The following is a 20,372-nucleotide window of genomic DNA, read 5'->3' as shown; positions in this document are numbered from 1 at the left end:
GGGGCAGGGGCTTGGAGCACTATAATCTCGTCGTCATCGGCAGCGGTCCGGCCGGCCGGCGCGCCGCCATTCAGGCGGCCAAGCTGGGCAAGTCCGTGCTGGTGGTGGAAAATCGCCTGCGCCTGGGCGGGGTTTCGGTGCATACCGGCACCATTCCGTCCAAGACCCTGCGCGAAACCGTGCTCAACCTTTCCGGCTGGCGCGAGCGCGGCTTTTATGGTCTGGCCTATCGGGTCAAGAAGGATATCGAGGGCAAGGACCTCGGCGCCCGCCTGCGCATGACCCTCGATTACGAGATCGAGGTGCTCGAGCACCAGTTTGCCCGTAATGGCGTGCGCACCTTTGGCGGCATGGCGAAGTTCACCGACGCCAACCATGTCACCGTCATCGACCATGCCGGGGAAGATCACACTTTCGGCTTCGATTTTGCCGTCATCGCCGTGGGCACCGCGCCTTATCGCCCGGCCAATATTCCCTTCAACGATCATTCGGTACTCGATAGCGACAGCCTGGTCTATGAGCCGCGTGTGCCCCGCAGCCTCACCGTGGTCGGCGCCGGCGTCATCGGCATGGAATATGCCACTATCTTCTCGGCGCTCGACGTCCCCGTCACGCTGATCGAGCCCAAGGAGAACTATCTCGATTTCATCGATCGTGAGATCATCGAGGAATTCACCCACGACCTGCGCAAACGCGGCATGACCATTCGCCTGGGCGCCAAGGTCGACAAGGTCGAACTCGACGAACAAGGTTGGGCCATCGCCATCCTCACCGATGGCCGCCGCGTTCGCTCCGACATGCTGCTCTATGCCGCCGGCCGCGTCGGCGCCACGGCCGATCTGGGGCTGCAAGCCTGTGGCGTCGTCCCCGACGAGCGCGGCCGCCTCAAGGTCGATCCAGCAACCTTCCAGACCGAAGTGCCCAATATCTACGCCGCTGGCGACGTCATCGGCTTTCCCTCGCTCGCCTCTACCTCCATGGAGCAGGGCCGTATCGCCGCCCTCCACGCCTTCGGCGCCTCCATGCCGCCGGCCCCGCAATTTTTCCCCTACGGCATCTATGCCGTGCCCGAGATTTCGACCGTCGGCCTCACCGAACAGCAGGTCCGGGCCGCCGGCACATCCTACGAATGCGGCGTCGCCCGTTTCCGCGAGACTTCGCGCGGCCACATTATGGGCCTGCAATCGGGCATGATGAAAATGATCTTTGCGCTCGATACCCGCAAATTGCTGGGTGTCCATATCGTGGGCGAGGGCGCGACCGAGCTGATCCATATCGGCCAGGCGGTGCTCAATCTGGGCGGCACGCTCGACTATTTCGTCGAGAATACCTTCAATTACCCAACCCTCGCCGAAGCCTACAAGATCGCCGCCCTCGACGCCTGGAACCGCATGCCCAGGACGACGCCGATCGCGCCTTTGGGGGAGTAGCGGGCACTCTCATCTCCGGGCGGCCAACCCCTAGCGCTGCTCCCAACTCCGCCATAAGCTCCGCCAGCAACGGGGGATGCCGCCATGCCTGAACAATTCGATGCCATCATCATCGGAGCCGGTCAGTCCGGCCCATTCCTCGCCGCCCGGCTCGCCGGCAAGGGCCTCAAGACCGCCCTGGTTGAGCGGGAGCATCTGGGCGGGACCTGCGTCAACGATGGTTGCACGCCAACCAAAACCCTGGTCGCCAGCGCCCGCGCCGCCTGGAGCGCGCGGCACGCCAAGGACTTTGGCGTGGTGGTCAAAGGCCCGGTCACCGTCGATATGAAAGCAGTCAAGGCACGCAAGGACAAGGTGGTGGGCGCCTCGGTCAAGGGCCTTACCGATTGGCTGGCAAGCCTGCCAACGCTCGAATATATCAAGGGTTCAGGCCGCTTCGCTGCGGCCAATGAGGTCGAGGTCAACGGCCGCCGCCTCACCGCGCCGCAAATCTTCATCAATACCGGCGCCACCGCGGCCATTCCCGATTGGCCGGGCCTCGCCAAAGTGCCCTACCTCACTAATACCACCATGATGGATCTCGATGTTCTGCCGAGCCATCTGTTCATCGCCGGCGCCAGCTATATCGGGCTCGAATTCGCACAAATGTATGCCCGCTTCGGCGCCAAGGTCACCGTTATCGAGCGCGGGCCGCGCCCCGCCACCCGGGAGGACGAGGATATTTCCGCCGCCATCCGCCAAATCGTCGAGGCCGATGGGGTCACGTTCCTCTTCAATACCACCGTCCAGGCGGTGGCCAAGGCCGGCAATGGTGCGCTGCTGTCGCTCGATACGGGCGGGCGTCTCTCTTCGGTCGAGGCCAGCCATCTGCTGATCGCGCTGGGCCGCACGCCCAATACGGCCGATCTCAACCTTGCTGCCGCCGGTATCGAAACCGACAAGCGCGGCTATATTCCGGTCGACGATCACCTGCGCACCAAAGTACCCGGCATCTGGGCCATGGGCGACGTTAATGGCCGCGGCGCCTTCACCCACACCTCCTACAATGATTTCGAAATCGTCGCCGACAATGTGCTCGATGGCGGCGACCGGTCCATTGCCAATCGTATCCCCGTCTACGGCCTCTTCATCGACCCGCCCTTGGGCCGGGCGGGCATCACCGAAACCGAAGCCCGCAAGCTGGGCCGCAAGGTGCTGATATCAACCATGCCCATGGCCCGCGTCAGCCGGGCCAAGGAGCGCGGTGAAACCCAGGGCCTGATGAAGGTGCTGGTCGATGCCGAAACCGAAAAGGTCCTCGGCGCCTCCATTCTGGGCATTGGCGGCGACGAAATCGTCCATTCCCTGCTGCAATTGATGGCCGGTGACCTCAGCTACAAGACCATGATGAACACCGTGCACATCCATCCCACGGTGACCGAACTGATACCGACATTACTGGCCGATCTGAAGCCGCTGGAATAGGGCAGGGAACACCCCCACCTAACGGGCTACGCCTCGAGCCGCGTCGTCACAAAGTCCCGCTCGGCCGCCAGCCCATGCCATTCGCCCGGAATTTCGCTATCGAAGATCAGCGTATAAGGACCCTTATATCCCGCCTCCTCGGCCGCCGCGATGCAAAGCCCGTAATCGGCTTCGTCCAGATCGCCGTCGATGAAGCCGGCCTTGGCGTGGCACAGTTCGGCCCGCCCGAAAATCGATTGCAGATCGGCATATTTGCTGGGGCCGGTCCAATTGCCCATATCGGCGAGCAGCCCGATCCGGCCATCGAGCTTGTCGAGCAGGTAATGCACATGGGCCGGCTCGGCCAACAGGTCGAACCAGTTCTCCGTGACCAGCCTGACGCTTGAACCGGCATTGCCATCGGCCAATGCGGTCAACGCTTTGACCGAGCGGTCCAGCGCATCGCGCGTCGGCTTCTGCTTGCCGGCGATGATGCGGGCATGCTGGGCGCCCAGCTCATTGGCCGTTTCGATCCAGCTGGCGATCCACTTGGTGTCGCGCGCACCATGTTCGGGGTGGCTGATGTCACCGGCATCGATGAGCAGGGTTTGCAGCGTCACCCCGGAAACCTTGAGCTGGTCGCGCAATTCGCCGAGATAGACGGCGTCGCGGCTGCGCAGGTGGAACGAGACCAGTTCGAGCCGGTGATAGCCATGATTGGCCATTGCCGAAGGCAGGCCGAGCAGCGATTCCTCCCCCTCGCCGTAACGCTGATCCTCCGGGCCGATTGCCGTCGTGGTGAGGTCATGCGGATAGACGCTGCCCAGCAGGCGATGCAGCGACCAGGTGGAAACGGCGATGCGGTCGGCGATGGAAGTCATGAGTCTCGTCCTGTTCTTGTTGGCTGGCAGACTGCAACGCGCCGGTGACGTCATCAAGGCCTTCTAGACTTTGTAGATGCGTTCCGCATTGCGATGGAACAAGCGTTCCTGCTCGTCCGTGCTGGCGCCGCCGACGATCTCCCGGCTCGCCTCGACCCAGCGGGTCAGCGAGCCATTGGGCGTCACCACGGGATGGTCGGAACCCCAGACCACGCGGTCCCAGCCGAAGCATTCCACGATGTGTTCGACATAGGGCCGCAATGTCGCAACGGTCCAGTCCGGGCCGGAATAGGCAATGATTCCAGAGACTTTGGCGTTGAGGTTGGGCAGTTTTGCAATGGCCTTGATATCGGCCCGCCAGGGATCGAGCCCCGCGCCGGTCACGTCAGGCACCCCGCAATGGTCGAGGATGAAGGAGACATCGGGGGCGCGTTCCACCAGCATTTTGCCAATGCCCAATTGGTCGGCGCGCACGCAGAGGTCAAAGCTCAGATCGTAGTCGGGCAGGTGGCGGATATTCTCGACAAAGAGATCGGATTGGCTGAGATCGTCCGGCGCCTCATGCAATATCCGCCGCACGCCCTTGACATGGGGATGCTCGGACAAGCGTTCGATCTGGTCCACGAAAGCCGGGTTTTCCGGGCGGCAGGCGGCGATGGCGCCCACGATCCGGGGGAGGTCGAGGACGAATTCGGTCTCGGCAAGCATGTCCTTTTCGGCGACATCGACTTCCATATGCAGGGCCGATTCGATCCCCAGCGGCACCGCCTCGGCGAAATAGGAGTCGAGGTGCCAGGCCCGGTTGATGGCGGGGGCACCAGCCAGCCAGGGATAGGAAAACCGGTCGGGATAAACCAGGTGCAGATGGGTATCGAGAATTCGCATAAGGGGGCCTCCTCACCGCCGCTTTGCTGTCACATCGGGCCCGTTCGCGTTAACAGACTGTTAGCATCGCGCGCCGCTTTCGGCCCCCTCGGTTAGCATTATCGGTTTGAGGGCAATGCTCACAGCCCCGCCACCAGATATTGCCCCATGAACCACACCTCGCGGGCCAGGAATGGCATGGTGGTCTGCCAGCTCAGATAGCGGCTGGTGGGCGTCGGGGACGGCTGGGCATTAAGACCCGCCCGGCCCGCGATCAGCATGGCGCGGCGCATATGCAGCGGATCGGAGACGATCAAGACGCTCGCAATCTCCGCCTGGCGCAGGACGGGCGTGGCAAAGGCGAGATTTTCGATCGTGGTGCGGGACTGGTCTTCCTCGACAATGGCCTCGGCCGGAACGCCATTGGCAACCAGCCAATTGCGGCTGGCCTCGGCCTCGCTGAGCTTGTCCTCGGGACTGCGCCCGCCGGTGACCACGATGCGCCCGACTTGTCCTTTGTCGTAAAGCGCCTTGGCATGGCGCAGGCGTTCAACCAGAACCGGGCTCGGCCGGTCCCACAGCACCGCCGCACCCAGCACCAGCGCCGCATCGGCCGGTTGGGTCGAGGACTGGCCGGCATAGCGCCAGATATCGAGCGCCAGCCCGCCGGCCACCACGATGATGAGCAGCGACAGGGCAAAGATCGCACGATAGATGCGGCGGACTAGGCGCATGCTTCCGGTCTCAGGTCAGTGTTCCGGCCCCGTTTGGCACGTTCTCGCCTGACCCGCCATGAGAACGGGGCGGAATGATGGAGGCCCCCGGGTCAAGCCCGAGGGAAGCGATTGTGGGTGGGGTGGATAATCAGCAAGCCCCGGTAGATGGGCGCCCTACGCCCACTCGCCCTTACGCATCACCGGCTCGCTGCTGCCGTCGGCGTGGATGCCGTCGATGTCGATCTTGTCCGAGCCGATCATCCAGTCGATATGGATGTTGGACGTATTGCCGCCCTGGGCGAAGATCTGTTCCTGGGTCAGCTCCTTGCCGCCCACGAAGCAATCGGCGTAGCACTGGCCCATGGCGATGTGGCTGGAGGCGTTTTCGTCGTAGAGCGTGTTGTAGAACAGCAAGCCTGAAGCGGAGATCGGGGAGGAATGGGGCACCAGCGCCACTTCGCCGAGGCGGCGGGCGCCTTCATCGGTGTCGAGCACGCGATTGAAGATATCCTGCCCCTTGCTCGCCTTGAGTTCCACCAGCTTGCCGCCCTCGAAGCGCGCCTGGATATCCTCGATCAGCGTGCCATTGTGGCTGAGCGGCTTGGTGGAGCTGACAGTCCCCTCAACGCGCAGCCGGTGGGGCGTGGTGAAGACTTCTTCGGTCGGGATATTCGGGTTGCAGGTAATGCCGTTCTTGGCTTCCGAGGCGCCGCCCTTCCAGCGGTGGCCATCGGCAAGGCCAATGGTCAGATCGGTGCCGGGGCCGGAATATTTGAGAGAGGCGAAGTTCTTACCGTTGAGCCAGGTCCAGCGCTGCTTGAGATTGGCATTGTGCTCCTTCCAGGCCGCGATCGGATCGTCCACATCGACGCGCGAAGCCTTGAAGATGGCGTCGGCCAGCTTGCCGACCGCGACCTCTTCGCTGTCATTGGGGAACATCAGCTTGGCCCAGGCCGCATTGGGGTAGGACACGATATTCCAGTTAATATCGAAACCGGTGATGAGCTGCAGCGCGGGCTTATAGGCGGCCGAATTGGCGCGATTGGCGCGAGAGACCTTGTCGGGGTCCTGGCCAGACAGCATCATCGGATTGTCGCCCGAAATGGCGAGGCGCGCGGTATTGGCCTTGAAGGCCTCGGCCATGCCCGAATAGAGCCAGCCGGCGCCTTTGTCGAAGCTCTTGTCATTGGCGTATTTGTAGCGGGCGAGGGTGGCTTCCTCATCCGAATAGATGGTGGTGACCAATCCGGCGCCGGCCTTATAGGCATGCTCGGTGATGCGGCGGACCAGCGGGGCCGCGCTCATGGGCGCAGTCATCAGCAGGTCCTGGCCCTCGGCCAATTGCAGGCCGACCTTGATGGCGACCTGGGCGAGTTTGTCGAGCTTGACGGGATCGATGGGATTGGCGGGAGTGGTCATTGGGCGTCAGCCTCTTGGTTTTGAATCGCTGGGGCCGACCCTAGCGCTGGTTGATGGCCGATGTCAGCCGAATTGGGAAAATTTTGGGTAGGGGGCTTGCGGTAGCGTCATCGGTTCCTGCCTCCCTCCCCCTTGAGGGGAGGGCCGGGGAGGGGGTGGTTTTGTGGATCACTGACGGACCCCCACCCTCGGTCCCTCCCCTCAAGGGGGAGGGAGGCGACGGAGCCGAGACACCGGGCTCTCATCCACCCTCCCCACAACGGGGAGGGTGCAGATCGGGGGGTCTCTATGACCAAATGGTAATGTGCCCGCCCTTGTGACTTTACGCGGCGCCGACCATTTAAGTGCGCCTGCCAACAATTGAATCGGACTCCGCCCTGATGACCACCGCCATGCCCTCCCGCCGCCGCGGCCTGATGCTGGTCAATCCCAGATCCCGCCGGGGTGCCACGGGACTGGACCCGGTCATCGCCCGGCTTGAGGCGGGCGGCATCGATGTGGTGGTGGAGCGCTTCGAGACGCCCGAGGAAGTCTCGGCCGATATCGCCCGGCGCCGGCACGAGGCGGACCTGGTCATCGTCTGCGGCGGCGACGGCACCATCAATTCGGCGGCCAAGGGCGTGCTCGCCACCGGCCTGCCCATGGGAATATTGCCCATGGGCACGGCCAACGACCTGGCGCGGACGCTCGAAATTCCCGACGATCTGCTGCGGGCCGCCGATATCATCGTCAGCGGGCAGCAGCGCCGGATCGACCTGGGGGAAGTCAATGGCCACCCATTTTTCAATGTTGCCAGCCTGGGGCTGAGCGCCGACCTGGCGCGGGGGTTGACGCCCGAGGCCAAGAAGCGCTGGGGCAAGCTGGGCTATGGGCTGGGGGCGCTTCGCGTACTGGCCGCGGCCCGCCCGTTCCGGGCGCAGATCATTGGCGATGATGGCGCGGCGGTGACGGTCAAGACGCTGCAGATAGCGGTGGGCAACGGCGTCCATTATGGCGGCGGCACCGTGATCCACGAGGACGCCACTATCGAGGATGGACATCTCGATCTCTATAGTCTCGAACTCGGCAATGTCTGGAAGTTCGGGCTGATGCTGGGGGCGTTCCGGCGCGGCCAGCATGGCGCCTGGGACGAGGTGCGGACCTCCAAGAGCACCGAATTCGACATCCGCACGCGCGAGCCGCGCGAGATCAATACCGATGGCGACATCGTCACCCAAACGCCGGCGCATTTCATCATCCGGCCGGGTGCGGTGACGGTGTTTGCGCCTTAGGTTTTGGGTGGTTTGAGAGAGCGTCAATCAGCCCCCTATCCCTCCCACCCACAATGTCATCCCGGCGCAGGCCGGGATCCATGTCCGTGGTGCTCCGCGTGCATCCAGGGTCAGGATGACCTTCAGCATGGATTCCGGCCTGCGCCGGAATGACCCGGTGGAAGAGAACGGGCACGGCGCCGTCGAACCGCGCGGCCCAGCGTTGCCAAAAAACCTCACTGCTGCTTTTGCCAAAAAACCGGGTTGGCAAAGCCGAACGCTTTGGCTAGTAATCGTCCACCGCTTCAGATCACAAACAAGGGAGGCGTAGCGTGACAGCACCGTTTATTACGCCCTCCCATGGCATGCGCCGTTAGGTCCATGCCATCCGCGGCCCGCCGATAAGGCCAGCCGCCCGCGGTTTTTCCATCGCAGCCATTTCTGATCTGACGGGAAATAGTGTCCCGTTCCCGGCTGTGCCTTTCATGACTTTCACATAAGGGCCGGCGCGATTGGCGTCCGGGTCAACACCATGAGTCGCAAGAAACTCGATTTCCGCGCCGACGCATTCCGCAATGTGCTCGGCTTCACTTTCCGTCATTGGGCCAAGCAACCCCTGCGGGCGGCTGGCATTGCCCTGCTCGTGCTGGCGGCCACGCTGGCCGAGGCCTTCAGCCCGATTTTCGCCGGGCGGCTGGTCGACGCCGTTGCCTCGGGCAGCGGGCAGGACGAGGCCTTCTGGACCCAGGCGCTGAGCGCGTTCTGGATCATGGCCTCGCTTTATCTGGCCTCGGTCATCCTGCGCCAATTCGTCTTTTTCAGCCTGATCCGCTTCACGCTGCAGATGATGAATGACGTGATTTCCAACGCCTTCCATCGGGTGCAGCGGTTTTCCTCCGATTGGCACGCCAATAGCTTTGCCGGCTCGACGGTGCGCAAGATCACGCGTGGCTCGGGCGCGCTCGACCTGCTAAATGACGTGCTGCTGGTGGCGCTCTGGCCTTCGCTGGTCATGCTGATCGGCGCTACGGTGATCCTGGGCGCGGCCTGGCCGGTCATGGGGCTGGTGGTGGGACTGGGCTCGCTGATCTATGTGGCGGTGACGGTGTGGCTCTCGATGAGTTTTGTCGCGCCCGCCGGCGCCCTCGCCAATGCCTGGGACACCAGGATGGGCGGCGCTTTGGCCGATGCGGTCAGCTGCAATGCGGTGGTCAAGGCCTTTGGCGCCGAACAGCGCGAAGAGACCATCCTGGCCCGTGTCGTGGGCAAATGGCGCAAGCGCACGGCCCGTGTCTGGCGGCGCGGCACGCTCAATGGCGGCATGCAGGGCCTGATGATGGCCGTGATGCAGACCGCCATTCTGGGCACCGCGCTGCTGCTGTGGCAGCAGGGGGCGGCGAGCCCGGGCGATATCACGTTCGTTCTGACCATGTTCTTCGTGCTGCAGGGGCACCTGCGCGATGTGGGCCAGCATATCCGCAACCTGCAGCGCTCGGTCAACGACATGGAAGAGCTGGTCGCGCTCGACAAACAGCCCTTCGGCATTGCCGACAAGCCGGGCTCGGGCAGGATCGCCATTGGCGCGGGCGCTATCGCCTTCGACAATGTGACCTTCCGCTATGGCTCGCACGCCACCCCGCTCTACCGCGATTTCTCGGTGAAGATTGCGCCGGGCGAGCGGGTCGGGCTGGTGGGGCATTCGGGCTCGGGCAAGACGACCTTCGTCAAGCTGATCCAGCGGCTGCATGACGTCAATGACGGGGCCATCACCATCGATGGCACCAATATTGCCGATGTGCAGCAATCGAGCCTGCGCGGCCAGATCGCCATCGTGCAGCAGGAGCCCATCCTGTTCCACCGCACCCTGGCCGAAAACATCGCCTATGGCCGGCCCGGCGCCTCGCGTGCCGAGATCGAGCTGGCGGCGCAACAGGCCAATGCCCATGACTTCATTCTCGATCTGCCCAAGGGCTACGAGACCATGGTGGGCGAGCGCGGCGTCAAGCTCTCGGGTGGCGAGCGGCAGCGTGTCGCCATCGCCCGGGCGTTCCTGGCCGATGCACCCATCCTGATCCTGGACGAGGCCACGTCGAGCCTCGACAGCGAGAGCGAAGTGCAGATCCAGGAGGCGATGGAACGGCTGATGGTCGGTCGCACGACATTGGTGATTGCCCACCGGCTGTCGACGGTGCGGGCGCTCGACCGGCTGCTGGTGTTCGACAAGGGTAAAATTGTCGAGGAAGGCGATCATGCCCGGCTGATCACGCTCAAGGGCGGCATCTATCGCCGGCTGTTCGAGCGACAGGCGCTGGAACTGACCAAGGGGCTGAACGTGGCCTGATAGCAGAACGCCGGGGTGAGAGCCCCGGCGTTTTTTGTGGGGATACCCCCACCTAACCTCCCCCTGATAGGGGGAGGGATCTCTCCACTCTTGGGGCTGGGTCGAGGTTTAGCCACAAGGCGGTTCCTCCCCCTATCAGGGGGAGGCTAGGAGGGGGTACTCCGATGCCCGCCTCACACCACAGCCAAATCCACCTCAAACCCCTTCCGGCTCACCTCGCTATAGGGGCAGATGACATGGGCGCGCTTGACGATGTCTTCCACCTTGGCCTTGTCGAGGCCCGGCACGTCCACCTTGAGCGCGGCCTGGATCCAGAAGCCTTCGCCATCATCGCGGTCGCGGAAGCTGACTTCGGCGGTGACCTTGGCGTCCTCGGGAATGGTGTCGCCGCTCTTGCGGGCCGCCGCCTTCATGGCGCCCAGGAAACAGGCCGAATAGCCCACGGCAAAGAGCTGCTCGGGATTGGTGCCGCGCGCGCCATCCCCGCCGATCTCCTTGGGCGTTGTGAGGGTCACGTCCAGCACGCCATCATCGGTCCGGCCATGGCCCGATCGGCCCCCGGTTGAGGTGGCCCTGGCGGTGTACATGATCTTGGTCATCGAGAATCTCCTTGGCTGCTTTGCCCGCCCCTGCGGCAGGGTCTCGCGAGGGGAGAACGCCCAAGCGGCGGAATGGTGGCGGAACCATATCCGGGTTTTGCCACATGCCGATGAAGCCCGACGTGGTACCTTCTACCGCTTTTTCCGCATCGCCTCGCTCAGCCGGTCGCCAAGCGAACCCAGCGAGTTCGACGGCTGCTGCGGCGGCCGCTGCTGGTTCCGCACCGGCTTGTCCCGCGGCATGTCGCGAGGCGCGCTGGCATCGATCTCGCGGCGCATGGTGAGCCCGATGCGCTTGCGGGCGACATCGACTTCGACGACGCGCACCTTGACCACGTCGCCGGCCTTGACCACCGTGTGAGGATCTCTAACGAATTTGTCGGCCAATTGGGACACATGCACCAGCCCGTCCTGATGCACCCCGATATCCACGAACGCCCCGAAGGCGGCGACATTGGTCACTGTGCCTTCGAGCTGCATGCCGGGTTTCAGATGCTTGATGTCATCCACCCCCTCGGCAAAGGTCGCCGTCTTGAAGGCGGGACGGGGGTCGCGGCCGGGCTTTTCCAGCTCGAGGAAAATGTCGCGCACCGTGGGCAGGCCGAAGCGGTCATCGACGAAGCGGGTGGGATCGAGCCCGGCCAAAGCCGCTTTGTCACCCATGAGGCTGCGCAGATCGCGGCCACAGGCGGCAACGATCTTGCGGGCCACGCCATAGGCCTCGGGGTGAACCGAGGAGGCGTCGAGCGGCTCGGCGCCATTGCTGATGCGCAAAAAGCCCGCGCATTGCTCGAAAGTGCGCTGGCCCAGGCGCGGCACGTCGAGCAGTGCCTTGCGGGTGGGGAAAGGGCCATTGGCGTCGCGATAGCCGACAATGGCCTCGGCCACCGAGGAGCCGAGACCCGAAATTCGTGCCAGGAGGGGCGCTGAGGCGGTGTTGAGATCGACGCCCACCGCGTTCACCGCATCTTCCACCACGCCATCGAGCGAGCGGCTGAGCCGGTATTGGTCCACATCGTGCTGATATTGGCCGACGCCAATGGCCTTGGGCTCGATCTTGACCAGTTCGGCCAAGGGGTCCTGCAGGCGCCGGGCAATGGACACCGCACCCCGCAGCGAGACGTCGAGATTGGGGAATTCGGCAGCCGCCAGCTCCGAGGCCGAATAAACCGAAGCGCCGGCTTCCGAAACGATGACCTTGGTCGGCTTGGGCGCGGGCAGGCGCTCGATCAGGTCCAGCACCAGCTTTTCGGTTTCGCGGCTGCCGGTGCCATTGCCGATGGCGATCAGCTGCACGCCATGCTTGGCAATGAGGTGCTTGAGGGCCGCCTGGGTGCCCATCACATCGTTGCGCGGCGGGAAGGGATAGACCGTTTCGGTATCGAGCACCTTGCCGGTGGCGTCGATCACCGCGACCTTGACCCCGGTGCGGATGCCGGGGTCGAGCCCCATGGTGGCGCGGGCGCCGGCTGGGGCGGCCAGCAGCAAATCCTTGAGGTTGCGGGCAAAGACCGCAATGGCTTCTTCCTCGGCGCGCTCGCGCAATTCCACCATCAGATCGACCGAGAGCGATACGCGCAGCCGCGTGCGCCAGGCCCAGCTGGTGACCTCGCGCAGCCAGGCATCGCCGGCACCGGGGCCTTGCGCATCCAGCGCTGAGATCACCAACCGCTCGACGGGCTTGACCGGATCGGTCACCTCCGCATCCACCTCGATATCAAGGCTCAGCATGTCCTCGTCGCGGCCGCGCATCATGGCCATGGCACGGTGCCCGGCCACCTTGGCCCAGCGCTCGGCATGGTCGAAATAATCCGAGAATTTGGCGCCTGCCTCTTCCTTGCCGGTGACGACACGGGCCCGCAGCATGGCCTTGTCGCGCATATGCCGGCGCAATTGCCCGAGCAGGGCGGCATTTTCTCCGTCAGGCCCTCGATGACGATGTCGCGCGCGCCCTCCAGTGCTTCCTTGGTGCCGGGCACATCGGGGGTGATGTAATTGCCCGCCAGCGCCACGGGATCGGCCCGGCGGTCGACGAGGATCGCTTCGGCCAGCGGGCCAAGACCACGCTCGCGGGCGATTTCAGCCTTGGTGCGGCGCTTGGGCTTATAGGGGAGGTAAAGGTCTTCCAGCTCCGCCTTGGTGGCAACGCCCATGATGGAGGCGGTGAGGGCCGGCGTGAGCTTGCCCTGGTCTTCGATGGATTTGATTATGGTGGCGCGCCGCGCTTCCAGCTCGCGCAGATAGGCCAGCCGTTCGGCCAGAAGGCGCAATTGCGTGTCGTCGAGCCCGCCCGTCACCTCCTTGCGGTAGCGCGCAACGAACGGCACCGTCGCCCCGCCATCCAGCAATTCCACCGCCGCCAGCACCTGCGGCGGCCGCGCCGCGATCTCGGCAGCAATCTGGGTGGCGATACGGGTTTCGAGGTCGGCCATGGGTCTGTTGTGCTCCAAATCGGGGCGCGACCATATCGGGCTTGGGCGGCGGAGCATACCCGAGGGGGCGGGATTTCCTCAGGTCTGGTTGGTGGGGTGGTGGAGTACCAAGGGTAGTGTGTGCTTGGGAACAGCATCTATCACAGTGTCATTCCGGCGGAGGCCGGAATCCATGCTGTGCTCTATCCCCACACTGGATGACGCTGATGGCCTTCAGCATGGATCCCGGCCTGCGCCGGGATGACATCGTGGTTCTAAATGCATCTAGAGAGCGCTGATGCTCCCACGACCCCCCACCCCGACCCTCCCCTCAAGGGGGGAGGGAGGGCAAAAAGCCGATGGACCGCACTTGCCCACTGCGACACTTGCGACCTTGTTCCGCCCCGCCACCCGCGTTACAGCCTTACCACGGGGGAAGCTTTGCATGCCGTTCCGGAAAAGGAGCATAGCGCGGGAAATGGGCGCCGCTTTTGCGGTGGCAGCCATCTATGTGCTGACGTTGCTGGTGCCGCTGCACCAGGCGGCGGGCCTGCAGCGCGACCTGGCCAGCATCGGCTTCGAGGCCGTGCCGGGCTGGTCGATCTGTACCTCGCTGGCCGAGAACAAGGACACCTCCCCGGTCCCGTTCAAATGCGCCGCCTCCGGCATCGCCAAGAACGATTTTGCCGCCGCCGAACCGGCGATAGTGCATGTCGGCATCGTCCGCACGGGCGAGACATTCTTCCATGCGCCGCTGTCTGTCGCTCCGCCCACCTCGCTTGCGCCCCATGCCGCGCAGGCGCGCGCGCCTCCAGCCCTGGCCTGATGCCACCGGCAGCCCGGCTGCCAATCAGACCCATTCATTGCTGGAGATCGTCATGATCCCGATTTTTGCTCGCGCGGCCGCTGCCGTTGCAACTCTTGCCGTCTTTGCCGTCCCCGCCTTCGCCCATGTGACCCTTGAGGTCCAGCAGGCCAAGCTCGGCTCCACCTATAAGGCCGTGATCCGCGTGCCCCATGGCTGCGGCACCGAAGCCACCACGACCCTGCGCATCCAGATCCCCGAGGGCTTCTACAATGTAAAGCCCATGCCCCATGCCGGCTGGACACTCGAAACCGTCACCGGGCCCTATGCGCAGAGCTATGACAATCACGGCACGGCGCTGACCGAGGGCGTCAAGGAAATCGTCTGGTCGGGCGGCAATCTGCCCAATGAATTCTACGACGAATTCGTCTTCCGCGGCACGTTTGCCACCACGCTTGAACCGGGCCAGTTCTACTTCCCCACCATCCAGGAATGCGCCAATGGCGAGGAAGCCTGGATCGACGTGACCGGCGCTGAAGACGCCGAAATGCCCGCACCGAGCCTGGAACTGCTCCCGGCGGATGCCGCAGGGCATTAAGGCCGAAAGCCGCGATTTGATCCCTTCCTTCGGGAGGGTCACGTCTGGGCCCTGTGGCTCTCCTCCACCCCACCCTCAATCCCTCCCCATCAAGGGGAGGGAGGCGCAGACTGATAGCTCTCGGCTCCATAGTCTCCCTCCCCCTTGTGGGGAGGGGACAGGGGTGGGGGTATTCGAGCGCACGATGTGAATGCACCTGCTTCCTGCCAAGGAATCCGCCATGTCCCACAATCGCATCCTTCTCACCCTCACCCTGCTGCTGGCTTTGCTTGTCCCCGCGCAGGCTTGGGCGCATGCGCAATTGCTCTCGACCGATCCGGCGGACAATGTCGTCTTGGAAAGCGCGCCCGAAACGCTCCATCTCCATTTCAACGAGCCCGTCACCCCGCTGGCCATCAGCCTCATTGCTTCCGATGGCGTGGCAACTGAGCTGCTCGCGGCCACCACCGGCGGCGAGACCGTTACGGTGACGCTGCCCGCGGCGGGATATCAGGGGACGCAGGTGCTGAGCTGGCGCGTGGTCTCCACCGACGGACACCCGATCGGCGGCTCGCTGGTTTTTTCCATCGGCACGGTCACCGGCGCATCCGCCGCCGCGGCCAATGACCCTGCCGTTGCCATTGCGCTCTGGGCCGGCAAGGCCGTGCTGTTCATCGCCCTGTTTGCCGGCATTGGCGCGGCGGCGTTTTCGACCCTGGCGCCATTGCCGCTGACGGCGGAAAAGACCGCGATCGTCCTCGCCATTATCGGCCTGCCCGCCGTGGCGCTGACCCTGTGGCTGCAAGGGCTCGACGCACTCGGCCTGCCGCTCCTGTCGAGCGATCCGCGTATTTTGAGCACCGGTTTTGCCACCAGCTACGGCATGACCGCAGCGGCCGCCGGCCTCGGCTTTCTCCTGGCGCTGGTGGCCCTGTGCCTGCCGCGCGGCCGCTGGGCCTCGGGCCTGGCCTGGCTCGCTCTGGTCGTGGCGGCGCTGTCGCTGGCGCTGAGCGGCCATGCCAGCGCGGCCAGCCCGCAATGGCTCACCCGGCCTGCCGTATTCCTCCATATTGCCGGCATCATCTTCTGGATCGGGGCCCTGCTGCCGCTCTGGCTCTTGCTGGCTGAGCGCGGTGCGGCCGCCACCCTGGCGCTGGCGCAATTCTCCCGCTTCATCCCCCTTGCCGTGGCCGCCATCCTGGTTTCAGGCGTGACCCTGGCGGCAATCCAGCTGGGCTGGCCCGGTCCGCACTGGCTGGCGCCCTATGGCCTGATCCTTCTCGCCAAGCTGTGCCTTTTGGCTCTGCTCTTCGCCCTGGCATTGTGGAACCGGATCGGGTTGACCGCACCGGCTCTGGCGGGCGACGCCGTGGCCAGCCGGAGATTGCGGCGCTCCATCGCGCTCGAGGCGCTTCTGGTCGTGATCATTCTGGGTCTCGTGGCCGGCTGGCGCTTCACCCCGCCACCCCGCGCATTGGCCGCAGTCGAAGCCGCCATTCCCGCCGAGCCCATATGGGTCCACATCATGGATGCCAAGACCATGGCCATGGTCTCGATCACCCCGGGCCAGGCCGGGCCGGTGGCGCTCGATATCTGGCTCACCGATGTCGAGGGCGTGCCGATCACCCCGCTCGAAGTTTCGGTGACCCTCTCCGAACCCGATCTGGGCATCGAGCCGTTGAAGCGCGCAGCCAGGGAGGAAGATGGCGCCTGGCTGGTCGAGGGCCTCACCATTCCCGTGTCCGGCACCTGGCGGCTCGAACTGGATATCCGCGCCAGCCGGTTCGAGCTGATCAAGCTGGAAGAGATGGTCGCAATGCCCTGATTGTTGCCGTCCAGCGAGCAAGGCGATCAGACTGTTCGACGAACCGGGGGTGCCCGGGACGCCTCCATGCGCCTATTTCTAGGGTCAATCATTGAAATAGGAGGCCATCGTGATCGATGCCAGCATCCAGACCGATGTTCGGTCCAAGCCCGTCCTGCCCCTCACCACCCGCCTCGGGCCGGTCCATATCGCCGTGACCGACCGGGCCCGCGCCCTTGCCATCTGGCAAGATGTGGTGGGGCTCGATCTCATCGCCGAAAGCGGCAATGAACTCACGCTCGGCGCCGGCGGCAAGCCGCTGATCACGCTCGAAACCGGCGCCTTGCGGCCCAGCCAGCCCCGCAGCATCGGGCTCTATCACGTGGCCATCCATGTGCCACGCCGTGCCGACCTGGCGCAGATGGCGGTGCGCGCGCTGCAACGCAATGTGCGCATTTCGCCCACCGATCACCTGGTGTCCGAGGCCATCTATCTCTGGGATCTCGATGGCAATGGCATCGAAATCACCTTCGAGACCCCCTGGCGCGGCACGCTCAGCGACCCGGAAAAGGGCCATTATGCGACGACCACCGAGGGCAAGCCACATTCGGGCCGCGACCCCATCGACCTCGATGGCCTCCTGGCCGAAATGGGTCCCGAGCCGGTGCTGGAGCCGCGCATGCCGGCCGGCACGCGCATCGGTCATGTCCATGTCCATGTCAACGATCTGCAGAAAGCGATGGCCTTCTATCGCGATGTCATCGGCTTTGCCGGGTTCCTGCTGATCCATTCCTTCGGCATGGGCGATGTCGGGCTCGATTACATGCCCCATACCATCGCCTTCAATATCTGGTCGGGCCCCAATGCGACGCTGCCGCCAGCCGGTTCGGCCGGGCTGCGCTGGTTCACCATCGTCCTGCCCGATGCCGCAACGCTCGAGGGCGTAAAGGCCCGGCTGGCGGCGGCGAATGCACCGGTTTCTGCCATCGATGGCGGCGTCGAAACACAGGACCCCTTCGGCAACCGGATCAAGCTGCTGGTTGGCTGATTTGGGGGGAGAGGTGGCGGCGCCCGCATTGGTCATCGCCCAATCCCACCACCCCACAATCGCTTCCCTCGGGCTTGACCCGAGGGCCTCTCCCAGCACGGCACAAGCGGCGAAAGGTCCTCGGGTTAAGCCCGAGGAAGGCGGCGGTGGGGAGGGTGAATGGTGCCCGCCAAATTCTCTTCAAGACAGGCCAAGACGCCGTTTGGCCTTCCTGCTCCCGAACTAACATGTTAGTCCTCCCGCCAAAGAGGTGGGAGAACTTTCATGCAAGCCGTTATCTGCGCTGCGCCGGGCCAATTAGCGCTGATCGAGATCGAGCCATCGGAGCTCAAGCCGGGCTGGGTCCGCGTCGGCATCAGCCATATCGGCATTTGCGGCACCGATTATCATATCTTCGAGGGCAAGCACCCGTTCCTGCAATATCCCCGCATCATGGGGCATGAATTGAGCGGGGTGGTGCTCGACGCCAATGGCGCCACCGATCTCAGGGCCGGCGACCCGGTGGTGATCAATCCCTATCTCGCCTGCGGGCATTGCCCGGCCTGCCGCGAGGGCAAGAGCAATTGCTGCGAGACGCTGACGGTGATCGGTGTGCATGGCGATGGCGGCATGACCGAAGAGATCGTCATGCCCGCGGACAATCTCTATCCGGCGGGCGATCTCTCCCTGCGCGATGCGGCCATGGTGGAATTTCTCGCCATCGGTGCCCATGCGGTGCGGCGCACCGAGCTCAAGCCCGGCTGGCGGGTCCTGGTGGTGGGCGGCGGCCCGATCGGGCTGGGCGCGGCCTTTTTCGCCCGTATTGCCGGAGCCGACGTGACCATTCTCGACGCCGCTGCCGACAAGCTCGCCGCCGCGCGCGATTTTGGCTTTGGCGCGGTGGCGCTGGAGGATCGCGAGGGCGCGGCGTTCAAATCCGCCATGGGCACGGGCTTTGATGCGGTGTTCGATGCCACCGGGGCCATTCCCGCCATGAACCAGGCGATCCACTATTGCCGCAATGGCGGGGCGCTGACTTTGGTCGGCGTGGTCAAGGGCACGCTCGCCTGGGAAGACCCCGAAATCCACCGGCGAGAGCTGACCATCCGCGCCTCGCGCAATGCCACGCGCGAGGATTTCGAGCATGTCATGACGGCCATCCGCCGCGGCCAGGTACCGACGGGGCTTTTGGCGACCCACGCCACCAGCCTTGCCGAAGTGCCAGAAAATCTGCCCAAATGGGCCCATGATCGCAGCGGACTGATCAAGGCGATCATCACGGTTTAAGGAGATGGCCATGCGCAGCAGCCACGATGTCATCCGGTTCTGGTTCCTCGATCACGGTGAGGACGACTGGTTCGGCGGCAAGCCCGAATTCGATACGGCGCTGGCCGAGAATTTTGCCGAAACCCATGCCCAGGTGGCGCGGGGCGAGGCCTGGACCTGGCGGCGCAGCGCCGAGGGGCGGCTGGCCGAAATCGTGGTGCTCGACCAGTTTTCCCGGCAATTGCATCGCGGCTCGCCCGAAGCCTTCGCCCAGGACAAGATGGCGCTGGTGCTGGCCCAGGAGGCTATCGCGGCCGGGGCCGACCAGGTGGTGCAGCCCGCCTGGCGCAGCTTTTTCTACATGCCCTTCATGCATGCCGAATCCCTGCTGATCCAGGAAGAGGGCATGGGGCTCTTCGCCGCCCTGGGCAATCAGGACCAGCTCGATTTCATGACTGGCCACCGCGACTGCATCGCCCGCTTCGGCCGCTTCCCCTTCCGCAACACGGCGCTGGGGCGGCAGAGCACGGAGGCGGAACTGGCCTATATGAGGGAGCAGGAGGGCAGGGCGTTTTGAGCGGGATACCCGCTACCGCACCAGCTTCGGATCGACCAGCGCGCCCTTCTGTCCGATCACTATCCCGGCTACGCGGTGCGCCGCTTCGGCGGCCTCCTGCAGCGATTTCCCGGCCAGCCGCGCGCTGAGATAAGCCCCATTGAAACTGTCGCCGGCCCCGGTGGCATCCACCACCTTGGCGCCTGGCTTGGGCGCCACTTTGACCTGCTCGCTGGCGGTGGCGATCAGCGCCTCGCCGGCGCCGTCCTTGACCACCACTTCTTCCACGCCCAGTTCGAGATAGCGTTCGGCGGTATCTTCCACCGATTTATCGCCGAAGAGCGGGGCTTCATCGCCATGGGTGGGCAGCACCACATCGCAGAGCGTCGCCGCCGCGGTCAGCACCGAGGCCATGACGCGCGGACTGGTCCACAGCGCCGGGCGCAGATTGGTGTCGAACACCACGCGGGCCCCCGCATCGCGCGCCCTGACAATGGCGCCGAGCAGCCTGCCGCGGGCGCGGGGCGCCAGGATGGCCAGGGTAATGCCCGAGAAATAGACCATGCTGGCGCCCTTGAGTGCGGCATGGAGCGCATCCTTGTCGTCGGCCAGGAGCTTGGCGGCGGACGTGTCGCGCCAATAGGTGAAATGCCGGTCGCCCTTTTCCTGGTGGATCATATAGAGGCCGGGACGGCGGCCGGGCACGGTGCGGATATGGCTGGTGCCGATATCATGATCGCCGAGAAAAGTGCGGATATCGTCGGAATAGCGGTCTTCGCCGAGCCCGGTGAAATAATCGACCGACCAGTCCTTGCCCAGCAGGGCCCGCATATACCAGGCGGTATTGAGCGTATCGCCGGCATAGCCGAGCCGATATTGGCTGTTCTCGCCCCCGCTCATCTCGATCATGCATTCCCCGATGCTGACGAAACGCTGCTGTGCCACCTTTTTACCCTCCATCCGCAATTCGCTTAACCACCACG

General features: G+C 64.5%; 16 protein-coding genes and 1 pseudogene. 10 read left to right on the top strand and 7 right to left on the bottom strand.

The annotated features are described in order from the left end of the window. The first annotated feature begins 11 nt into the window (after positions 1-11). Both sthA and QQL79_RS14915 read left to right on the top strand, forming a co-directional pair. A complete protein-coding gene (gene sthA, locus QQL79_RS14920) occupies positions 12-1,430 on the top strand; it encodes a Si-specific NAD(P)(+) transhydrogenase (RefSeq protein ID WP_284392187.1) in 1,419 nt (472 codons plus the stop codon). 84 nt (positions 1,431-1,514) lie between these two features. Further along, positions 1,515-2,894 carry an FAD-containing oxidoreductase gene (locus QQL79_RS14915; protein ID WP_284392185.1) on the top strand — a complete coding sequence of 460 codons (1,380 nt, stop codon included), beginning with the start codon at positions 1,515-1,517 and terminating at the stop codon, positions 2,892-2,894. Positions 2,895-2,920: 26 nt separating this feature from the next. On the opposite strand, the gene QQL79_RS14910 is transcribed toward QQL79_RS14915, so the two are convergent. The 4 genes from QQL79_RS14910 to QQL79_RS14895 all read right to left on the bottom strand — a co-directional run bounded on the left by QQL79_RS14910 (position 2,921) and on the right by QQL79_RS14895 (position 6,753). Continuing rightward, a complete protein-coding gene (locus tag QQL79_RS14910; protein ID WP_284392183.1) occupies positions 2,921-3,754 on the bottom strand; it encodes a sugar phosphate isomerase/epimerase family protein in 834 nt (277 codons plus the stop codon). Positions 3,755-3,817: 63 nt separating this feature from the next. Then, complete coding sequence (locus QQL79_RS14905; RefSeq protein ID WP_284392182.1) at positions 3,818-4,639, bottom strand: amidohydrolase family protein; 822 nt, start codon at positions 4,637-4,639, stop codon at positions 3,818-3,820. A gap of 119 nt (positions 4,640-4,758) precedes the next feature. Next, positions 4,759-5,352 carry a YdcF family protein gene (locus QQL79_RS14900; RefSeq protein ID WP_284392181.1) on the bottom strand — a complete coding sequence of 198 codons (594 nt, stop codon included), beginning with the start codon at positions 5,350-5,352 and terminating at the stop codon, positions 4,759-4,761. Positions 5,353-5,508: 156 nt separating this feature from the next. After that, positions 5,509-6,753, bottom strand: coding sequence for an aminopeptidase (locus QQL79_RS14895; protein WP_284392178.1), 1,245 nt, complete (start codon positions 6,751-6,753; stop codon positions 5,509-5,511). Positions 6,754-7,133: 380 nt separating this feature from the next. Between QQL79_RS14895 and QQL79_RS14890 the strand changes: the two genes are divergently transcribed. Both QQL79_RS14890 and QQL79_RS14885 read left to right on the top strand, forming a co-directional pair. Further along, positions 7,134-8,024, top strand: a complete 891-nt coding sequence (locus QQL79_RS14890; RefSeq protein WP_284392177.1) for a lipid kinase — start codon at positions 7,134-7,136, stop codon at positions 8,022-8,024. Between the two features lie 511 nt (positions 8,025-8,535). Then, positions 8,536-10,344 carry an ABC transporter ATP-binding protein gene (locus tag QQL79_RS14885; RefSeq protein WP_284392176.1) on the top strand — a complete coding sequence of 603 codons (1,809 nt, stop codon included), beginning with the start codon at positions 8,536-8,538 and terminating at the stop codon, positions 10,342-10,344. 173 nt (positions 10,345-10,517) lie between these two features. Here the strand turns inward: QQL79_RS14885 and QQL79_RS14880 are convergent, their stop codons facing one another. Both QQL79_RS14880 and QQL79_RS14875 read right to left on the bottom strand, forming a co-directional pair. After that, entirely contained in the window at positions 10,518-10,943 is a 426-nt protein-coding gene (locus tag QQL79_RS14880) for an organic hydroperoxide resistance protein (protein ID WP_113123971.1), read from the bottom strand. A gap of 132 nt (positions 10,944-11,075) precedes the next feature. Further along, positions 11,076-13,375 (bottom strand): annotated as a pseudogene (locus tag QQL79_RS14875) (Tex family protein). 457 nt (positions 13,376-13,832) lie between these two features. Here QQL79_RS14875 and QQL79_RS14870 point away from each other — a divergent pair. From QQL79_RS14870 to QQL79_RS14845, 6 genes are all read left to right on the top strand, one after another. Further along, positions 13,833-14,180, top strand: coding sequence for a hypothetical protein (locus tag QQL79_RS14870; RefSeq protein WP_284392173.1), 348 nt, complete (start codon positions 13,833-13,835; stop codon positions 14,178-14,180). 52 nt (positions 14,181-14,232) lie between these two features. Then, a complete protein-coding gene (locus tag QQL79_RS14865; RefSeq protein WP_284392171.1) occupies positions 14,233-14,757 on the top strand; it encodes a YcnI family copper-binding membrane protein in 525 nt (174 codons plus the stop codon). Positions 14,758-14,977: 220 nt separating this feature from the next. Beyond that, on the top strand, positions 14,978-16,561 hold the full coding sequence (locus QQL79_RS14860; RefSeq protein ID WP_284392169.1) for a copper resistance CopC/CopD family protein: 1,584 nt from the start codon (positions 14,978-14,980) through the stop codon (positions 16,559-16,561). Between the two features lie 109 nt (positions 16,562-16,670). After that, positions 16,671-17,588 carry a VOC family protein gene (locus tag QQL79_RS14855; RefSeq protein ID WP_284392168.1) on the top strand — a complete coding sequence of 306 codons (918 nt, stop codon included), beginning with the start codon at positions 16,671-16,673 and terminating at the stop codon, positions 17,586-17,588. Positions 17,589-17,852: 264 nt separating this feature from the next. Further along, positions 17,853-18,854 (top strand): zinc-binding alcohol dehydrogenase family protein, encoded by a 1,002-nt coding sequence (locus QQL79_RS14850; protein WP_284392167.1) that lies wholly within the window; start codon positions 17,853-17,855, stop codon positions 18,852-18,854. 10 nt (positions 18,855-18,864) lie between these two features. Next, positions 18,865-19,410, top strand: coding sequence for a DUF924 family protein (locus tag QQL79_RS14845; RefSeq protein WP_284392165.1), 546 nt, complete (start codon positions 18,865-18,867; stop codon positions 19,408-19,410). 12 nt (positions 19,411-19,422) lie between these two features. On the opposite strand, the gene QQL79_RS14840 is transcribed toward QQL79_RS14845, so the two are convergent. Then, positions 19,423-20,334, bottom strand: coding sequence for a sugar kinase (locus QQL79_RS14840; RefSeq protein ID WP_284392163.1), 912 nt, complete (start codon positions 20,332-20,334; stop codon positions 19,423-19,425). Between the last annotated feature and the right edge of the window lie 38 nt (positions 20,335-20,372).

This window comes from Devosia yakushimensis, assembly GCF_030159855.1.
Classification (GTDB): Bacteria; Pseudomonadota; Alphaproteobacteria; order Rhizobiales; family Devosiaceae; genus Devosia; species Devosia yakushimensis.
Note: the sequence above shows the minus strand (reverse complement) of the source record. Positions and strands in the feature narration are given on the sequence as shown.